Annotated in this window: 14 protein-coding genes and 3 pseudogenes; 13 read left to right on the top strand and 4 right to left on the bottom strand. The window is 59.4% G+C overall.

The window, feature by feature from the left end; genetic code table 11:
- Positions 1-156: 156 nt before the first annotated feature.
- Positions 157-318: pseudogene (glnQ, locus tag ABK249_RS28290) on the bottom strand (glutamine ABC transporter ATP-binding protein GlnQ); the annotation flags it as partial.
- A gap of 103 nt (positions 319-421) precedes the next feature.
- Here glnQ and ABK249_RS28285 point away from each other — a divergent pair.
- From ABK249_RS28285 to ABK249_RS28235, 11 genes and pseudogenes are all read left to right on the top strand, one after another.
- Entirely contained in the window at positions 422-1,351 is a 930-nt protein-coding gene (locus tag ABK249_RS28285) for a nucleotidyltransferase domain-containing protein (RefSeq protein WP_227705615.1), read from the top strand.
- Between the two features lie 127 nt (positions 1,352-1,478).
- A complete protein-coding gene (locus tag ABK249_RS28280) occupies positions 1,479-2,609 on the top strand; it encodes a helix-turn-helix transcriptional regulator (protein ID WP_037146388.1) in 1,131 nt (376 codons plus the stop codon).
- 91 nt (positions 2,610-2,700) lie between these two features.
- Positions 2,701-2,997: pseudogene (locus ABK249_RS28275) on the top strand (DDE-type integrase/transposase/recombinase); the annotation flags it as partial.
- 279 nt (positions 2,998-3,276) lie between these two features.
- Complete coding sequence (locus ABK249_RS28270; RefSeq protein ID WP_227705616.1) at positions 3,277-4,404, top strand: hypothetical protein; 1,128 nt, start codon at positions 3,277-3,279, stop codon at positions 4,402-4,404.
- Between the two features lie 10 nt (positions 4,405-4,414).
- A complete protein-coding gene (locus tag ABK249_RS28265) occupies positions 4,415-5,866 on the top strand; it encodes a caspase family protein (RefSeq protein ID WP_052182645.1) in 1,452 nt (483 codons plus the stop codon).
- Between the two features lie 26 nt (positions 5,867-5,892).
- Positions 5,893-6,534 (top strand): OmpA family protein, encoded by a 642-nt coding sequence (locus ABK249_RS28260; protein WP_227705617.1) that lies wholly within the window; start codon positions 5,893-5,895, stop codon positions 6,532-6,534.
- Between the two features lie 61 nt (positions 6,535-6,595).
- Positions 6,596-7,867, top strand: coding sequence for a ferredoxin reductase family protein (locus ABK249_RS28255; RefSeq protein WP_227705618.1), 1,272 nt, complete (start codon positions 6,596-6,598; stop codon positions 7,865-7,867).
- 16 nt (positions 7,868-7,883) lie between these two features.
- A complete protein-coding gene (locus ABK249_RS28250) occupies positions 7,884-11,357 on the top strand; it encodes a c-type cytochrome (protein ID WP_227705619.1) in 3,474 nt (1,157 codons plus the stop codon).
- Positions 11,358-11,459: 102 nt separating this feature from the next.
- Positions 11,460-12,770, top strand: coding sequence for a hypothetical protein (locus ABK249_RS28245; RefSeq protein WP_227705620.1), 1,311 nt, complete (start codon positions 11,460-11,462; stop codon positions 12,768-12,770).
- A 111-nt stretch (positions 12,771-12,881) separates the two neighbouring features.
- Positions 12,882-14,048 carry a hypothetical protein gene (locus ABK249_RS28240; protein WP_227705621.1) on the top strand — a complete coding sequence of 389 codons (1,167 nt, stop codon included), beginning with the start codon at positions 12,882-12,884 and terminating at the stop codon, positions 14,046-14,048.
- 142 nt (positions 14,049-14,190) lie between these two features.
- Positions 14,191-15,033 (top strand): hypothetical protein, encoded by an 843-nt coding sequence (locus ABK249_RS28235; protein ID WP_227705622.1) that lies wholly within the window; start codon positions 14,191-14,193, stop codon positions 15,031-15,033.
- A gap of 399 nt (positions 15,034-15,432) precedes the next feature.
- Here the strand turns inward: ABK249_RS28235 and ABK249_RS28230 are convergent, their stop codons facing one another.
- From ABK249_RS28230 to ABK249_RS28220, 3 genes are read right to left on the bottom strand one after another with little or no spacing between them, the layout of a single operon-like run.
- On the bottom strand, positions 15,433-16,734 hold the full coding sequence (locus tag ABK249_RS28230; RefSeq protein ID WP_227705623.1) for a YbfB/YjiJ family MFS transporter: 1,302 nt from the start codon (positions 16,732-16,734) through the stop codon (positions 15,433-15,435).
- Positions 16,620-17,069 (bottom strand): GNAT family N-acetyltransferase, encoded by a 450-nt coding sequence (locus tag ABK249_RS28225; RefSeq protein WP_348864654.1) that lies wholly within the window; start codon positions 17,067-17,069, stop codon positions 16,620-16,622. Before ABK249_RS28225 ends, ABK249_RS28230 begins: the two co-directional genes overlap by 115 nt.
- A complete protein-coding gene (locus tag ABK249_RS28220) occupies positions 17,063-17,419 on the bottom strand; it encodes a hypothetical protein (RefSeq protein ID WP_348864653.1) in 357 nt (118 codons plus the stop codon). The genes ABK249_RS28225 and ABK249_RS28220 overlap by 7 nt, the downstream gene beginning before the upstream one ends.
- Between ABK249_RS28220 and ABK249_RS28215 the strand changes: the two are divergent.
- A pseudogene (locus tag ABK249_RS28215) lies at positions 17,418-17,788 on the top strand (transposase); the annotation flags it as partial. The gene ABK249_RS28220 and the pseudogene ABK249_RS28215 overlap by 2 nt on opposite strands.
- 3 nt (positions 17,789-17,791) lie before the next feature.
- The coding region (locus ABK249_RS33955) for a transposase (protein WP_415926492.1) at positions 17,792-17,966 on the top strand (175 nt) is incomplete at its 3' end.

Here is a 17,966-nt window from a genome sequence, read left to right as displayed (position 1 = left end):
CAGCTTTCCCAGCGTTCCGTCCTTTCGAAACCGAATTCCCGACACCACGAAGCTGGCGCTGCTGCCGCCCGAATATAGCGTTACGCCCGTAACCGACAGCCGCAACAGTTTCCCGCGGCTTGGCATTCTTCTGCATGTACCGTCACCGCAAGAGCTCTAGTGCATGATGTTCGTCAGAAACCGCCGCGTGCTGTCATGCTCCGGAGCGTCGAAGAATGCATCGGGCTCTTTAACCTCTATGACCTCGCCCGCTTCCATGAAGAAGACGCGATCTGCAACCTTTCGTGCGAAACCCTTTTCATGCGTTACCACGATCATGGGTCATGCACGGGCTCGCCCTGGCCACGGGGTCCTGACGGTTGTGTTTCGCCGCCGCACTCGCTAAATTGTAGGCATGCGTTGTATGGGGCTAACCGCTACTATGGATTCGAATCCTATCGAAGGCTTTGATGCGGCTTTGACCCTGACTGATGTTCTTGACTATTTGCCGGCCAACAAACGGCGCGAGCTCGCCCGCGCGCTGGAGATCATCTTCTTTGAGATCGAACAGTTCAGGTCGGCCAAACAATCAGCTAAGAAAGCCAGTGGGAAAATCCTCAAGGTCATTCTTTTCGGATCCTATGCCCGTGGTGACTGGGTCGAGGATAGACTGAGCGGGTATCGCTCCGACTATGACATTCTAATCGTCGTCAATTCAGAGAGTTTTGCTCAGGAACAGGAATTGTGGCTTGCGCTGGAAGAAAGATTCTTGCAGGAGCAGATAGGCCACCGGATTGAGACGCCAGTCGTACCAATCGTGCATAGCCTTCAGGATGTTAACGATCAACTGTCGCGTGGGCGGCCCTTCTTTGTGGATATCGCAAGAGACGGCAAAGTCTTATATGCAGACAATCGTAATCCTCTCGCTGAGCCAAAGGTGTTGACCAAGGAAGAACGTCTTGCCGAGGCGAAACAGCACTACGCGAAATGGATGAAATTGGTCGATGCATCGACGACGGCTAGATCTGCGTTGGGGAAGGGACATGAAAACTATTCGGCGTTTCTTTTACACCAGACAGTCGAGGCGCTCTATCATTGCGCACTTGAGGTCCTGACCCTTTACAGTGCAAAATCTCATCGCCTTAAAATCCTGCGGTCAAAATCCGAGGAGCTTGATAAAAGGCTAATCGCCGCTTGGCCTCGTGACACTCGTATCGCGCGCCGCCGCTTTGAGTTGCTGTCGCGCGCTTACGTCGAGGCGCGATACTCACCGAGCTACGCAATCGAAGCTGAGGAACTGGAGTGGTTAGTCGAGCGGGCCAGAAAACTGCAGGAACTTGTTCAGATGATCTGCCGCGAAACCCTCGACTAAACCTGCATCGTCTGCATTAGGGCCTGTTGATAAATAATTATCGCGTCGATAGCGGTTTGGTTGCGCTGATTGGGTTGTTGGACGGGATGTATTCGCCTGAGGCGTGAAATGAATAAAGCGAGCGTTTATGGATAGATTGGATTCAGTTATTCATGAGATTTACAACGCCGCTCGCGAACCGGAATATTGGACATCGGTGGCCCGAGACGTTGCTGCTATCGCAGGAGGTCACGCGGTTCATCTGCTATTGAGTCAGATGAATTCCGAATCCGAGATTCTCAGCCTCTTCTCGAGGGACGAAAGCGGGTTCGCTCAAGAGTATTTAAAGGAGTACGCTGCCGAAGACTTCCGGGTACCGCGCGTCATGGCACGTCCCCTCGGGGTGTTCGCCGACGAACGAGAATACGTATCCGCCAGCGAGTCCCGGTCCAGTCCCATACATCAGGAACTTCTGCCTCGCCATGAAGTGTACAACATCAGCGGCGCCAACCTCTGTATTGACGGGCATATCGGATGGTTCGGCATTTCCACTGCCTCTCCTTCGTTGGAGTTCGATAACCGCCAGAGAAGCATGCTGGGGATGCTGTCGCGGCACCTCCTCGGTGCTTTCCAGATCACTGCCCTGCACAATGAACTGAAACTCTCTCGCGATCACTCCCGCGGATCGCTGGATCTCCTCGCCAATGGCCTCGTTTTGACGAGGTCAGGCACTGTCGTGCACGTGAACGACGCTGCGCAGCGCCTGATCGAGCAGGGGCTGTTCTCGATAAGCGGCGGGCGGTTGCGCTGCCGAGACAGCACCCTCGATCGGAGACTCGCGGCGGTGGAGGACCAAGCTAGGGACCGTAGCCAAGCGATGCTTCTGCAACTGCCCGATCTCGGGACAGCCTATATGGTCTCTGTGCACGATGTATTCCCCCGCTACCGGGATGGAGCCCTTCGCGCTTCCGGATACGAAGCGATTTCAATCGTGGAGTTAAATCATCCGTTCGATATCAAGTTCGAAGATGTCCTCGCGTTCTGTGCGCCCTACGGTATTACCTCCGCAGAGGCATCGGCGGTGCATGCCTCGCTCAATTCCGTATCCCTGTCCGAGCATGCAAGAACAAGGCATGTCGGTCTTTCGACGGTTCAGCAGCAACTGAAGTCGGCGTTAGCAAAAATGGGTCTGCAGACACAGAAGAAGCTTTTCCGCGCCTTCGAGCGTTATCGAAACATGGGCGCAAGTCGCAAAGACATCCGCCGGACACGAGAATGACGGGGATTGTCGCAAACCTTTCGGTGGAATTGCAACCTGTATGGTCGTGCTATAGATCTGGGTTGAAGACGAGCAGGTATTGCTGATCCCGATCACGGTCGATTTCAAAGGCAGCCACTACCCGAAAGACGTGGTCCTGTATGCGGTGTTTTTCTACGTCAGATACGCCGTGGCCTATCGTGATCTGGAAGGGATTATGGCTGAGCGCGGCGTTGCCGCTGACCACGCCGCTGTGAACAGAGGGGTTGTTAAACTATTCGTCCTTGATTGCCGGCCGCGCTCATCGACGAAAATCCACGACCAGCAATCCCTGGCGAATGGGCGAGACCTATTTCAAGTCAAAGGCAAGTGGACTTATTTCTACCGCGCTGTCGACAAATTCGGAAAGCTTCAAATCCCTCCGATCCGCGTCAGTAACATTGGATGGCATCGAAGTGGCGCATATGATCCGCAACCAGCAATCCAACCAGTGGACAATCGGCATTTCAGCAATCTGCCACGCTCTCTGCACAACCGTGCCCAGCGAAAGCCGTTTCTGCGCCCCTTCAAAATTTTGCGACAGACCCCCCAAATGGGTAAAGCGGATTTCATGAAAACCGAAATAACTTATTGAGGCAAGTGTCGATTTATGAGGTAAGGAATGACGGCCAGCCCGCAAGGGAAGAGTATGCGGTTTCTTCTCGGTGCGTTCTTCTTCGGTTTTGCAGCCTGGACTACATTGACGGGCGACGGCCTTGCGGTTGAGCTGGAGCGCAACGGCAAGGTCTACGACATTTTCACGCCGCTGCCTGATGGCGCCACGTTCACCGGCAAAGGCATCGACCGCAAGGCACATGTGAAGGGTGTCGATATCAGCATGCGGCTCATCCAGGACGACTTTGCCGATTGCAACCAGCTGGTCTCCGAACGCGATTCCGCCTGGTATCACCGTGGCTATATCTCCGACGCCATCAAGGGTGGGTCGAAGAAGGAATGCATGCTCAGTCTCGGCAACAATGGCGGCGGAGACTACAGCTTCATCGATTCGCGGTATATCTGGCTCGATATGTGCGACTGCTATGTCGCCTATCATCTGGCGGTTAAGCAGGGCGCCGAGGATATACCCGACTTGACGCCGCTGCGCCTGGCTTTGCGCTATTCGCCCGACAAGCCTATCCCGCTCGAACGGCTGAACGTTGACCTCGAGATCAACAAGGACTGGGTCGAAGCCTTCCAGATCTTCAAGGAACGGGGTTTCCGCGCGGAACTGGTGTTCAAGATCCTTGATGACAGCGTCGACATCCTGGTTGGTTCGCGACAGCTGAGCGACCGTTACGCTGAGATCATTGCCGATCTTTATGGAGTGAGTGTGAGCGCGCTGAAGGCGCGTGACGTGGCGACGCCCGACTGGGGGTTCGACGTGGAGACCGGGTATCCGCTCTACAAGGCAAGTCCGCAGGATTTCGCGTCGCATGTTTCCACCTGCTACCAGAATGGAAAATACTGGCGCGATTGTCAGGTGAATTTTCATCAGGAGATGGGGTGCCGGATGACCGAAGGCTGGAAATATGCCTGCACCTATGAAGGGCAGGGGCAAGACGGCCAGAGCTACGCCAAGTTTGGTGACCTGTGCTGGTGGGAACCTCGAGGTGATCTGCCGATGCTGGTCGGTGTCGGCGACAGCATGGAAAAGACCGTGCAGCTGCCGACGCAGAAACTCGCGGCCAAGCAGGACGTCGAATATTGCAACGACAAGGACTGGCGGGAGACCCTTCAACGGGACGGGACGCCCATCCCCGCACGGCTGTTGAAGTGAGGGAGGGGTCTTGAACAAACTGCAGGTTCCCGCAGGGCGCATCAGCGCATTTTCGATGCCGGCGGTTGCGGCATTGCTGGCATTGTTCCTTGCCCTTTTGCCGGCCGGGGCGAAAGCCCAGACCAACCTGTTCCAGGATGCAGGCAAGCGTGTCGCCCTGGTGATTGGTATTTCCGATTACGTCAACGTGCCGGCGCTGGCCAACCCGGTCAATGATGCCGGCATCATCGGTAAGGCCCTGTCCGGACTACGTTTTGACGTGATCGCGGTCAATGATCCTGACCGTGCGCAGTTGCAGGCCGCCATGGTCGAGTTCGTGCAGAAGCTCGACGGCGCCGATATCGCAGTGTTCTTTTATGCCGGCCATGCGATCCAGGTCGACAGCACGAACTATCTGGTGCCGACCGATGCCGCCTTGACGACGATAAAAGATATCGGGCCGCAGCTGATCAGCCTCAGTTCGATCGTCAACGACATGGACAGGTTGGCCAAGACCAAGATCGTGGTGCTGGATGCCTGCCGCAACAATCCGTTCGAGGATGCGCTCCGGGGGGACGGGGAAGACCGCATCGGTCGAGGCCTTGCAGTGGTTGAGGCCGATGCAGTGACGCATGTCGAGGAGCACGAAGGCTTCAATACCTACGGTTCGATCATCGCCTTTTCCGCTGCTGCCGGCACCACGGCCACCGATGGCGAGGGCGCCAACAGTCCCTATACCGCAGCCCTTTCCGAACAGCTCGTGCGCCCCGGAATAGAAGTCGGCCAGATGTTCAGGACGGCGGCGGCCAACGTGATGCGGGAAACAGCGGGCCTGCAACGCCCGGAATATATCGTGCGGCTGACGGACGAGGTCTATTTCTCCCGTCCGCAGCCGTCGGATTGCGATTATTTTGCCATCGCGCCCTATAACCAGGTGGGCATTCCAGGCGTCGAATTCGATTCCATCAAGCCTGCGCGCGCCATCGCCGCCTGCCAGGAGGCCCTGGAAGCCGAACCCGAGCATCCGCGCTTTTTGCACAATCTCGGTCGCGCCTATGATGCGGCAAGCGAATACGGCAGAGCCGTCGAATATTATCGCCGCTCCTCCGATCTCGGCTATGTGCCGGCCTACAGCACGCTCGGCGTCATGTATATCAACGGACAGGGCACCGGCCAGGACTTCGTCGAGGGCGTGCGCCTGCTGAAGCACGCGGCCGGGCTTGGCTACCGGCTGTCGAAGGTGGCGCTTCGCAACCAGGACTTTTCGGTGCTTTTCCATCAGAAGGAATTCGAGCGCCTGCAGAGCGCGCTCAAGACCGCCGGCTATTACAACGGCAAGATCGACGGTGACTTCGGCTCGGGCTCCAAGCGCGCCCTGGAGGAATTCCAGAAGGCCGAGGGACTGGCGCTGAACGGCGCCACGCTGGAGACGCTCGACCGTCTGTCGCTGCTGGAAACCATTCCCCATTACGATCTGAATTGACCACGGGTGTAGCCATGGAGAGAACGATGAAGGGGAAGACTGGCGCGTTGGGATCGGCGCGGATCATTACGCTTGCCGCGGTCGCTGGCGTTGCGTTTGGTCCCGGCTTTGCCGCGGCGCAGTCGCTTTCGGCCGACCAGATGATCGAGGGGCTGGCGCGCAAACCGAAAGCCAACACTCGCTCGCTGGTGATCGGCAAGCCTGCCCCGGCGACGCCTTCCATGGATGCGGAGGACAGGGACTTCCTGCGCTCGCTGCCGGCCCGCGGGCTGAAGGTCGAGGCCAAGGCGAAACTCGATGAGATCGTTGCCGAGAAGGACCTGCCGAAGATCAATCTCGAGATCCATTTTGCCTATGATTCCGCGCGCATCGACGAGGATTCGATCCCTGACCTGGTCAAGCTCGGCACGGCGCTCAATCATCCGGCGCTCGTGCAATCGCGCGTCGTCCTCAACGGGCATACCGATGCGGCGGGCGGCGATGCCTATAATCTGGACCTGTCGGAAGAGCGTGCCGCTGCCGTGCGCGACTATCTGATCGATCATTTTCCGATCGACGGGCACAGGCTGATCGCGATCGGCTACGGCGAAGAGCGGCTGAAGAACCCGCACCATCCCGATGCCGACGAGAACCGTCGCGTCGAAGTCATCAATCTCGGTGCATATTGATGACGGCGGACCGCCCCCTCTGCGCGCGCTGTCGCCGGAGCGCCATCGGAGGGCGCCCCGGATGACCCGGCCGGTGCTCGCCCACGCCATCCTGCTGCTGCTGGGAGCAGTCCTGCCGTTGTTCCTGCTGTTCGAGGCGGCGGGGCATCTCGACGCGCGCAACTTCCTTGCGCTTTCGTGCGGCGTCATTGCCTTCTGCCTGATGGCGGTGAACCTGTTTCTCGCTGCACGGCCGCGCGGGCTGGAGCGGCTGATCGGCGGGCTCGACCGGATCTATTTCGCACATAAGTGGATCGGCATCTCGGTCTTCCTGCTGATCCTGCCGCACAAATATGTCGGCATGCGCCTCGACGGACTGATCGCCGGCAATGAACTCGCCAAGCTCTCGGTCGATGTCGCCAGCTACACCTTCCCGGTGCTTGCCACGCTGCTCGTCATCAGCGCGCTGAAGCGGCTGCCCAGACTGCCCTTCGAAATTCCTTACCAGTTCTGGCGTGTCAGCCATCGCCTGCTGGGCGTGGCTTTCATGGCGATCGCTTTCCACCAGTTCTTCGTCAAGGTGCCGTTCAGCGCCAATGCGATGATCTCCAGCTATCTGACGCTGATGGCTTTTATCGGCGTCGTCAGCTTCGTCTTCACGCAGGTGCTCGCCTGGCTGCGCCGGCGGCGCTACGAGGTCGTCTCGGTCGAGAAACTGCCGCGCGCCACGGTGATCGGCCTGAGGCCGGTCGGCCGCGGCATCAGGGTGAGGCCCGGTGGATTCGCCTTCCTCTCGATCCGTCGCGGCGGGCTGCGCGAGCCGCATCCCTTCACCGTGTCAGCCATCGGCGAGGATGGCAGCCTGCAGTTTTCGATCGGCCCGGCGGGCGATTTTACCCGCAGGCTGCGCGATACCGTCGCGGTCGGTGACCGCGCCATGGTCGAGGGCGGCTATGGCTGTTTCGATCTCAACCGCTTCGGAGAGAGGCAGGTCTGGCTTGCCGGCGGGATCGGCATCACGCCGTTTCTTGCCTGGGCCGAAAGCCTTGGCGATGGCAACGGCAAGTCCATCGCGCTGATCCATTGCGTGCCGACACCGGAAGATGCCGTGGGGCAGGAGCGGCTGCAAGCGATTTCCGAACGCGCCGAGGGTTTCACCTATCATGTTCATGCCAGCAAGCGAGACGGACGCATGAATGCCGAAGCGCTATTGAAGGCGGTGCCCTTTCCGATCCGGGGATCTGACGTCTGTTTTTGCGGGCCGGCACTGCTGCGCCAGGCCATCACGCGCGACCTGCGCCGGCTGGGAGAGCAACCGCAGGGCATCCATTTCGAAAAATTCGAGTTCCGTTGAAACGAGGAAACGACTGATGAAGCGATCGAACCGTCATGCCACCATATTTGGTGCCGCCCTGGCTACGATGCTTTGCGCAGCCGTGCCAACTCTCGCGGCGGATCTGTTTGCGGCTGGCCAGTTCAACGACTACGAACCGGATCTCGCCAACGGTGAAACGCTGTTTCATGCCTCGTCCTGCGCCAGCTGCCACGGCGTGGACGGCGATCCGACCATCCTCGGCGGCGGCATGCGGATCGAGACGAAATTCGGCAATCTCTATGCGCCCAATATCACCGAGGACAGCGAGGCGGGGGTCGGCGGCTGGAGCAACAGCGATTATCTGAATGCCGTCATCCACGGTACCTCGCCGGAAGGCGACAGCTATTACGGCGTCGCCTTTCCTTATGCCTTCTATTCCAGAATGAAGCCGGAGGACGTGCTCGACATCAGGGGTTATATCGCCACGCTGCCGAAAAGCGATGCCGGTTCGCGGCCGCATGAGGTGAATTTCCTCAATGCGCGCCTGCTGAAGCTCTGGTCGACGGAAAGCGTAGCGCTGCCGCCACCACAGCAGAACGCGCAGATGGCGCGCGGCCAGTATCTTGTCGAGGGCGCTGGCCACTGCGCCCAGTGTCATACGCCGCGCAAGGCGGGTTTCGGCCTGTCGCACGAATTCGACGAGGCCCGTCCGTTTGAGGGCGAGACCGGCATATTCGGCGACTATGCCCCTGATATCTCGGCGGCGCGGCTTGCCGAATACGAGCCGCAGGAATTCATCGTCGGCGTTCTCGCCGAAGCGCACAAGCTGAGTGGTTCGCCGATGGCACGCGCCTCGATGCGGCGGATCGCCGCCGAAACGGCACAACTCTCCCTGGACGACCGGGCGGCCATCTATGCCTATCTGTCAGGCAAATTCGTCGATGTCGCGACGATTACGGACAAGGCCGCGGCAGTGCCGGTCGTCGTCGCCGATGCCCAGCCAGCGGCGGGCTCGGATGCGACAGGACAGGGAGCGGCGGGCTCTGGTGACCTCCAGCAGCGCATCGCCGCCTTCTGTTCCGCCGAAACGGCATCGGCTGCGGCCTCAGCCGTCAGGCCGGCGGCAAAGCTCTCCACCGCTGTCGATCCGGAACTGGCCTCGCGTGCCGACAGTGTCATCGACAAGCACTGCCGCAGCTGCCACGGACCCGGGACAACCTACCAGAAGAGCTTTCTGACCGGTGATCTCGCCGACATGGCGCGTGACGGCGACGTCGTGGTGCCCGGCGATCCCGATGCCTCGCGCCTTTACGAATCGATTGCTGGCAACCGCATGCCGATCGGCCAGAAGATGACTCCTGAGGAACTGACGACGCTGGCCGACTGGATCCGTCAGCTCGGCCAGGACAGGCCGGCCGAAGCGGCTGCCGCCGCGCCCACACGGAGCGAGCCTCAAGCCGCTGCTATCCTGCCGCGCTTCATCGGTGGGCCGCCCGCGGAGCTGCACCTGGCGGCTCTGCAGGACATGAACGGCCTGCGCGAGGCGGACCGCGTCTTCACCCGATATTTCTCGCTAGCGGAATTCCCGCTGCCGCCAGTCGATTGCGCCGACATCGACAATGCCAATCCCGTGCACGCGTTCCACGCCGCGCTCAACAAGTTCGTCAACTCTGTCTCGCGGGCGCAGTCGCTTTCCAAGGTGGAGCCAGTTGCCGGCACCGACGGCGCATTGGTGCGCATCGATATCAGGAACTACGGCTGGACCGGCGAGGACTGGCAGGCGCTGACCCGCGGGGTCTATACACGTGGAGCGGAGGCCGCCGGCTTCACCGCAGACGCCTGGGCGCGGCTGGCTCGCCGCTATCCCTATGCTGTCGATCCGCAGACCGATCCGTTGCTGAAGGCGATCGCCACCAGCGCCGACGACCTGGTGCCGATCATGCGGGCCGACTGGTTCGTCCGTTTCGCCTCGGAGGCGCCGTATTACGACATGCTGCTGCGGCTGCCGCCGCAGATCGCCGACCTCGAGAGCCGGCTGGGCATCAATGCCGACCACAATATCCGCAGCATGCGGGTGGAACGCGCCGGCTTCTCGGCCGGAGCCTCCGGCGTGTCCGACCACAACCGCATGCTTGAGCGACACGAATTGGGGGCTGGCGGCTACTACTGGAAATCCTACGATTTTGCCGGCAGCAGCGAGCGCCAGTCACTGCTTGCCCATCCCGACGGACCGGCCTGGATCAGCCCGACGCCTTCGAGGACCAAGGCCTTCGAGCATGACGGCGGCGAGATGATCTTCAGCCTCGCCAACGGCATGCAGGGCTATTACCTGTCGACCGCGGCCGGTGACCGGTTGCTCGTCGGGCCGACCTCGATCGTGTCCTTCCGCAAGAAGGAGATCGGCAAGGGGGTGGACATCGTCAATGCGCGTTCGTGCTTCGATTGCCACGAGAACGGCATCATCAGCAAGCGCGACGAGGTGCGCCGGTTTGTCGAGACCAGCACGCTGTTCGACCGGGACCAGCGGGACATCCTGCTGCAGCTCTATCCCGACCAGGCCACCATCGACGCGCGCTACAAGCAGGATTCAGACCGCTTCATCACGGCACTTACGGCGCTCGACGCCGTGCAGCCGAGCGCGGCGGGGCGTCCGGTCAGCCTGCAGGCGCCCACCTCTGCCGGTGGCGGCGAGATCGTCACCTTTATGGCCGACCGCTTCTTCGACAATCTCGATCTCGACATGGTGTCGCGTGAATTCGGGCTGGATCCCCAAACCTTCCGCGAGCGGGCGATCTCGCTCGGCGATCCGGTTCTCTACCAGGTTGTCGCCGACTGGCTCTCCAAGTTTGACGGCGGGCTGCTCCTGACGCGCGAGCAATACGAGGAATACTGGGCGGCGCTGCTGCCGCGCCTCACCGATGTTGCGCCGCTGCAAGCGCATGAGGTGGCGTTCGTCCATGACGACGTCGCCACCGCCGGCAGCGACGACGATCTGGTTGAGCAGGCCTTTGCCGCCATCACCAAGAAGGCGTCCGCACCCTTTACGCCTGCCGCGACCGAAGCCTACCGGCCGATGCAGGCGCCCGCTAAGGCATCCGGCGCCCTGAGGCTGGAACTGTCCGTTCCCGAGGTGAAGGTTCATGTGAACGATCTCCTGACTTTCACCGTCAGCGCCAACAGGCGCTGCGAGCTGCAGATCCTTTACGTGGAGGTCAACAAGAACATCGAGGAACTGCCGGCTGGCGTTCTCGGGCCTGTATTCCTGGAGGCCGGCGAAAGACGGCAGATCCCCTATCCGGGGTCGGGCCTGCAATTGCGCTTCGACGAACCGGGGCTTGGCGAGACCATGCTCGCGTTTTGCAAGGAGGGGGGACTTGGCGCCGACCGGCTTTCGGCACACCAGGCGCTCAAGTTTGCCCGCGAGCATTTCCAGCCGCTGAAGCGCGGCCTGATCATCGAGGCAGCGGAAAAGGCCGCGCGCCCCGCCGGCGACAGCGCGCTGAATGCGGTGACATTCGATGTGAGGTGATTGAACGAGGGCATCGCCACGAGGTGGGCAGCAGGCTCAAGTGCGCGGCGCGGGATCGGTTCTGCGCCGGCTTGACGAAGAAGGCCCGGAAAGGAAGAACAAATGAGACATCCGGGCCTGATCTGCTTGCTTGGTCTGACCGCGCTCCTTTTCGGAGCCTGTTACAGCGGTGCGCAAGCGCTCGATATGTATCGCAATTCGACGCGCTATGAGATCGATGTGAAGACGCCCGACGGCCTCAAATTCCATGAGGCAGGCGTCGACAGGGTGTTTTCCGCAGACGGGATCGATGTCAACCTGCGGCTTATTCAGGACCGATACGACACATGCGCTGACCTGATCGAGGAGCGGCAAAGCAATCGCCGGAAGGACGGATATACGGTCGCTTCGGATCGTTCATTGAGCCAGTTAGCCTGCTCGGTGACGCTCAAGAACCCATTCGACGGCCAGATGATGACGTCGCACTATCTCTGGATCGACGTGTGCAGCTGTTTCGCAGCACTCCATTTCCGCTACGCGGAGAGTTCCTCCGCCGCAATGGCCAAGCTCGCCGCTCCGATTATAGCCTCACTGAAAAAGAGACGTCATCGGTCTTCCGATGCGCCGGCGCCGGAAGCGGCGACAAACGGGCAAGGCACAGGCGGCGTGAAGTGCGTTCCCAGTCGTTTCCAACAGGGACTGTGTACCCTGATGGACAAAAGGACGAACAGGCCTTTCATTGGGCAGACCACCTCGACCGTAGACCTCACGAACAACGAGCTTAAGCAGCTTCCGAAGTTCTACGCTGCGCTCGAGCGCGCCGATGCGGTCCTCAGGAAGCGCGGCATGTCATCGACCAACAGGCGTCATCTGGTCGAAGCTCTGTCCCACGGCGATGAAGGCAATGCCGGCTATGGCGCTTTCCAGCTTTATCTCTCGAATGTCTTCAATACCGCCTACGATCCGCGCGCCTCTGTCTCCGAAAAGGCGTGGAGAAGCCCCGCCACGATTCTCAGCCAGTTCGCATTCTATTTCCCGCATTACTACGATCCGATCTCCGGTCGTGAGGTCGATCGCTCTTCCGTGGAGAGCCGGGCACGTGACCTGCCTAAGTGCTTCCTGAAGGGCGATCCCGAACGTGATTGCCGACCGCTGCGCTATCACTGGTGGGTCGGCTGCTGGATCCGCCCCGAAGATCGCGCAAAGGTCGTCCGCGATCTCTCTCTCTGGCGGATAGACGGGCTCGGAGACATTCCGATGATACCTGTGGCGGTAGCCTATGAGCCCTTCGATCTGTCTAAAGCCAGCCGCGCCGACCAACAGAAGCCAAAGAAGCCGACAGGCAAGAAGAAGGTTGCGAGCAACGACAATCCGGCCGGCCGCATGGCCTGCAGCAGCATCGACGTCTGGGAGGGCGGCGAGGAAGAAAACTGAACGTCATGCGACACCGGCCGCGGCAATCATGCGATTGTCCGGGCGAGCGGCGTGTCCCGTGGGGCAGCCGTCATCACGAGCCAAAACGAACTGTGGGGAAAACGGATATCAATGAAGCTATTATCATGTGTTGCCGTGCTTGTCGGCTCTCTGCTCGCCACCCAGAACGCCCAGGCGATCGATCTCTGGCGCAACCAGAAGCGCTATGACATCGACATTCCGCCTCCGTCCGGTATTCCCTTTGCCAGGCAGGGGGTCGATCGCCTGTTCACGATAGCGGGTCTCGGCAATCTACCTGACATTTCCGGCACGCTGCGACTCATCCAGGACGAGATGACGGAATGCGGGACGCTCATAGAAGGCAGGAAGCGCAACTACCTCAGGCAGGGCTACACGCAGGTCTACGAGAACTTGATACTGCCGCGCCAATGCGTCATCAGCCTGGGCAGTCGCGAGCACGACAACATGATGTCCTCCTATTACTACTGGCTTGAAATGTGTCGGTGCTACGCGGCGGTACATTTCCGCTACAAGGCTGTCTCTGGTGGTTATTTCGAGGCGAGTAGGGACCATGTTCTCGGCCCGTTGGAGACGGCAGCCCGCGCATCGACAAGCAAGGGTCGATTGGACGGTTCTGCCGCGCTCGATGCCGACTGGATGGCGGCGATTCGGATATTGCGTGATCGCGGCTTTTCGCCCCGGATGGCCTTGACCATCCAGACGAGCTTCTTCGGCTACAGTCATGCCAACGGCATTTCGGATCCCAGGATGCCAAGGCGTGCGGGCGTGGATTACATCGCGCATATATGGGGTGCGAAAAAGAAATCCGGGACCAGGTGGGCGTTCGAGGAAACCGGAAACGATGAGACTATCGGGCAACCCGACCTGGCATTCGATATGGAGAATGGCTTTGATTTCTGGGGGAAGTCAGTAAAGCCTCAGGACGTCGCCCGCTCAATTTCCGATTGCTACAAGAAAGTCGATTATGCCCGAAAATGCAAGATGACCTATCACTCGCGGATGGGCTGCATGATGACGGAAAAATGGAAGCGCTTCTGCCGCAAGACCGTAACGGACAAGGACTTCCGTCAGTATGGAGACCTCTGCTTGTGGACACCGAAAGGCGATTTGCCGATGGCGCCGATGACGACTGCGGCGGAAAAAACGGTGACGCTGCCATCTGCCGAAAAGGCAAAAAGCCAGGCCATGATTGTGAAGCTGCGAAAGGCTCCCGCCTGCGACGACGGCATGCTGAAAGCCTATGTTGGCAAATACTGAAGATTGGCTTCAAGGTTTCATCCGGCGTGTCGCGTCATGAAAAGACCATTTGCGCAGCACGTGCCTCATTTGGGGCATGTGCCGTTCGGCCGAGGCCGTTACTCTTCTGGGAGACAGAGTATAACCGGAAAAATCCGCATCCATGCCCTTCTTCCTCCTACGATTGCTGTTGATTCAGCTTTTTGCCGGCGTCGTATTATTAGCAGCGTGCGATGGGGTTAGCGCGGTCGAACTTTTCCGAAATGGCGCGAAATATGAATTTGATGTGCCCCTCCCTGGCGGCGCCAAATTCCAAAGCGCAGGCGTCGACCGCAATGCGACCATTCGCGGCATTGGAATAAACTTGCATCTGATCCAGGACCGTTATCCCGACTGCAAAACACTGGTTCGGGAGCGGATGGTCGGTGTCGCCGGCAGGCGATATCGTTACGATGACGAGAGTGCTGTTCTTACAAAAGGTGAATGCAGGATAAAACAGTGGAATAACGAAAATGTGCATATAACCTCCCATTGTATCTGGGTGGAGATATGCGGTTGTTATGCTATAGTACATTTCACCTATCCCTATGAATTGGAAGATCGCTATCAGAAGATCTCTGCAGCGGTAGCCTTGGCCCTCCGTCGCGCTTCCAGTGCCGGGGCTCAAAAGACTTTTCGTAGGGACGGCCTCGACGAAGATTGGCTTGCGGCTATCAGGGTTTTGAAAAAGAGGGGATTTTCAGCCTCGCAGGCGCATGCATTTCTGCAAGACAGCGCTCATATAGAGGTGGGTCCGAGAGGCTTGCTTGACCGCTACGCCAAGCTTCTCGCCGATTTGTATGGCACCAGCGTGAAAAGCGTTCAAAACGGCCCGGCCGTAACCGCAACGTGGGCCTATGACGTGCAAACCGGTTATCCGCTGCACGTTGCGAGCCCTGTGGAATCGCAAGGAACGTTGCGGCTTGCTATCAGAGAGTTGGAAGTTCTGGAAGTCATGCCAGCTTAATATCATCAAGAAATGGTTTGCCCCATGACGAAGAGTTGGCAGACTGTCTGCGGCGCTTACGAGGACCCTAGGACAGACGGTATGATCGGCGCCCCTTGTTTCTGGGAACCTCGTGGCGGCCTGCCCGTCCTGGTTGGAGGGAGCGGGGCTTTGCGCAGGTGTGGTGGTGGGGGCACGCCGAGATCTGGAAAAAACCGAATTTTGGGCTGGATCTGGTCGTTCACTGGCGTCGACATGGTAGACGTCCGAAGTGTGACTCTATGGAGGCTTCGTCTGAGCTTCCCGCAGCGGCTCGGAGATCCGATCTCTGCTAAAGATTGCGGCGCGGTGCCGAAATCCCGCGTGGCTGAGACTGGCGATTGCAAGTCGCCGATCCGAAACCTGCGATTTGCTCCAGGCCTATGGCCCAAAGCTCTGATCGCGTTGAAGCTTCGCGAGCAACATGGCGACGAACAGCAGGAGTGCCGACGTCCATAGACCGCCTGCGAGGTTCTCCATCAAGTCATTGATGAAACCAGTCGCGATTGGCCCGAGCATCTGGCCAATTCCGAAGAAGATGGTGAGCATGCCGATAGCGGCGGCCCATTGCTCAGGGCGGTAATTGCGCCGGACAAATGCTGTCGTGGATGCAACAACCGAGAAGAATGCGCTGCCGAACACGGCGGCCGATGTCAGCAACGGCGGGACACCTTCCGACAGGAGAGGAAGGGCGGCGCCGATCGCTGTAATGCCAGTCAGGATCGCAAATGCGTTGCCGTGCCGAAAACGCTTGAGAATGGCCGCATAGAGCCATGGCGATGCAATTGTTGCCAGACCAATCGTACACCAGAACAGCGCCTGAAAACCCGCGCTTCCTCCGCTATTCTGCACCCAGGCGATCATGAACGTCATGTAGGCGATGTAACCTGCTCCGAAGACGGCATAGCCGGGAAGAAGCCAAAGCATCGACTTGTAGCGCGGCTGCTCACGCGCGACGGAGGAGGTCACGATATTTTCGCCGCGTGCTGCCAGTAGGCCGATTGCCAGCGGCACGGATAGGATGGCCAGCGCCGCCCAGGCAGTTGCCCATGACTCCGGTCCGCTTCTGTAAAGGATTGCGGGGACGGCGATGCCAGACAATAGGATTCCGAGTCCTGGACCGGCGTAGAAAAGGCCGAGCATGAATGCAGAGCGCTCGGGATTGCGCTGCGCCACCCTGACCGCAAGCACACCCCCAGATACGAAAGTCAATCCACCGCCGGTACCAGCGAGCAAGCGGGCGACGTTGAGTGGCAAGGGATGGCGGAAGAAGGCGCAGAGCAGAAGGGCAAGGATGCAAGCCCAAGCCCCAGCGACCACCGCGCGGAATGCGCCGAACCTCGCACTTGAGCGTGCCGCGAGCAGGGCGCCAAGCAAGTAGCCCGCTGCATTGGTGGTGTTCATCCAGCCCGCATCCGCATAGGTCCATCCCAGATCGGCGCGCATGTCGGGTAAAACCAGTGCGTAGGCGAAGCGTGCGATGCCAAGTCCAATCGCCGGGGCTAGGGCCAGCGACGCAATAACGATGAGATCGTGCCTCCTGGCGGAGTGGAAGCGGACAGCCATCGTCATGATGCCGTGTCGATTTGATAGATGATCGATTGGCGGCGGGACGCAATTCGTTCGTAAAGGCGTTGCGCTTGCGAATTCTGCGCGTCCGTTTCCCAATAGATGCGGCGCCATCCTTCGCGCTTCCCATGATTTTCCAGATGACTAATCAGCGCTGTAGCCACTCCGGCACCACGCGCACGAGGCGAAACCCAAAGATCCTCAAGATAGCAGACGGATTTCAGGGAGAATGTGTGTGGGTGAAGAATGGTGTGAGCCAGCCCAACCGATCCCGCATCGCCGGCTGCCAGCCAAGCCTGCATTGGATAGGCGTCATCGATTATCCGCAGCCAGAGTCCGTCAACGACAGCATCATCCATGTCCTCGGCTCCGAAATCGGCGCAGTTTTCTCCCCACAAGCGCTCCCAATTCCGTCGATCGTTGACGCCTCCAGTCTTGATGGTCAACATTGGTGCTCCTTCATGGGAGTTGCTTGCGTCAGAAGGCGGCCGGGTGAACCAGCCGGGATCTCGCCGGATCGAAGCCATGTCAGCGCCAGGGGCCACAGGCTGTCCTTGAAGCGGTCATGGAAAAAGGCGAAATGTCCGATCGCCTCAACGCCGATGTCTTCGGGAGCGATATGCCAATGGCGCCAGGCACTGGCCGTAAAATAAGACAGTAGCCGACCGAGCGCGGCAGGCGTTCCGTGGGAATCGTCGTCGAGGCCGATCGCGAGGATCGGGGCGTTGGTGCGGGGATCAAATTTCAACGTTTTGCAACTATGTGGCTGCGATCGAAGATAGCAAGATTGATCCAGCATGCCGCACAAACATAAGGCCGCCCGCCGCCATCACATCGGTAAGATGAAGTTCAAGGTAACGAACTGGGCGGAGTATGAGGCGGGCCTTCGCCGCCGGGGCAGTTTAACCCTTTGGATAACGCCGGAAGCGTTGGCGGGCTGGGCAGCACCACGTCGCAAAACGCGCGGTGGTCAGCCTCTGTATTCGGATCTGGCGATCGAAACTGCTCTGATGCTGGGCATGGTGTTGGGCGGCGTTTGCGACAAAGCGAAGGGCTTCTGAGTTCGGTGCTTGACATGATGCGATTGGGTTTGCCCGTGCCCGATCACACCACGCTAAGCCGGAGGGCCAGAACCTGGAAGCCATCGAGCAAAAGCAATGACCGCCAATCCGTGGTGGACGGGCCGGTTCACGTCTTGATCGATAGCACGGGATTGAAGATCTATGGTGCTGGCCAATGGCTGGAAGAAAAACACGGCGTAAAATCCCGACGCAGCTGGCGAAAGCTGCATCTAGCTGTTGACGCCGACAGTGGGGAGATCATTGCACATAGTCTGACAGATCAGG

The sequence above is a fragment of the Neorhizobium phenanthreniclasticum genome, from assembly GCF_040066075.1.
In the GTDB taxonomy this organism is placed as follows: Bacteria; Pseudomonadota; Alphaproteobacteria; order Rhizobiales; family Rhizobiaceae; genus Neorhizobium; species Neorhizobium petrolearium.
Note: the sequence above shows the minus strand (reverse complement) of the source record. Positions and strands in the feature narration are given on the sequence as shown.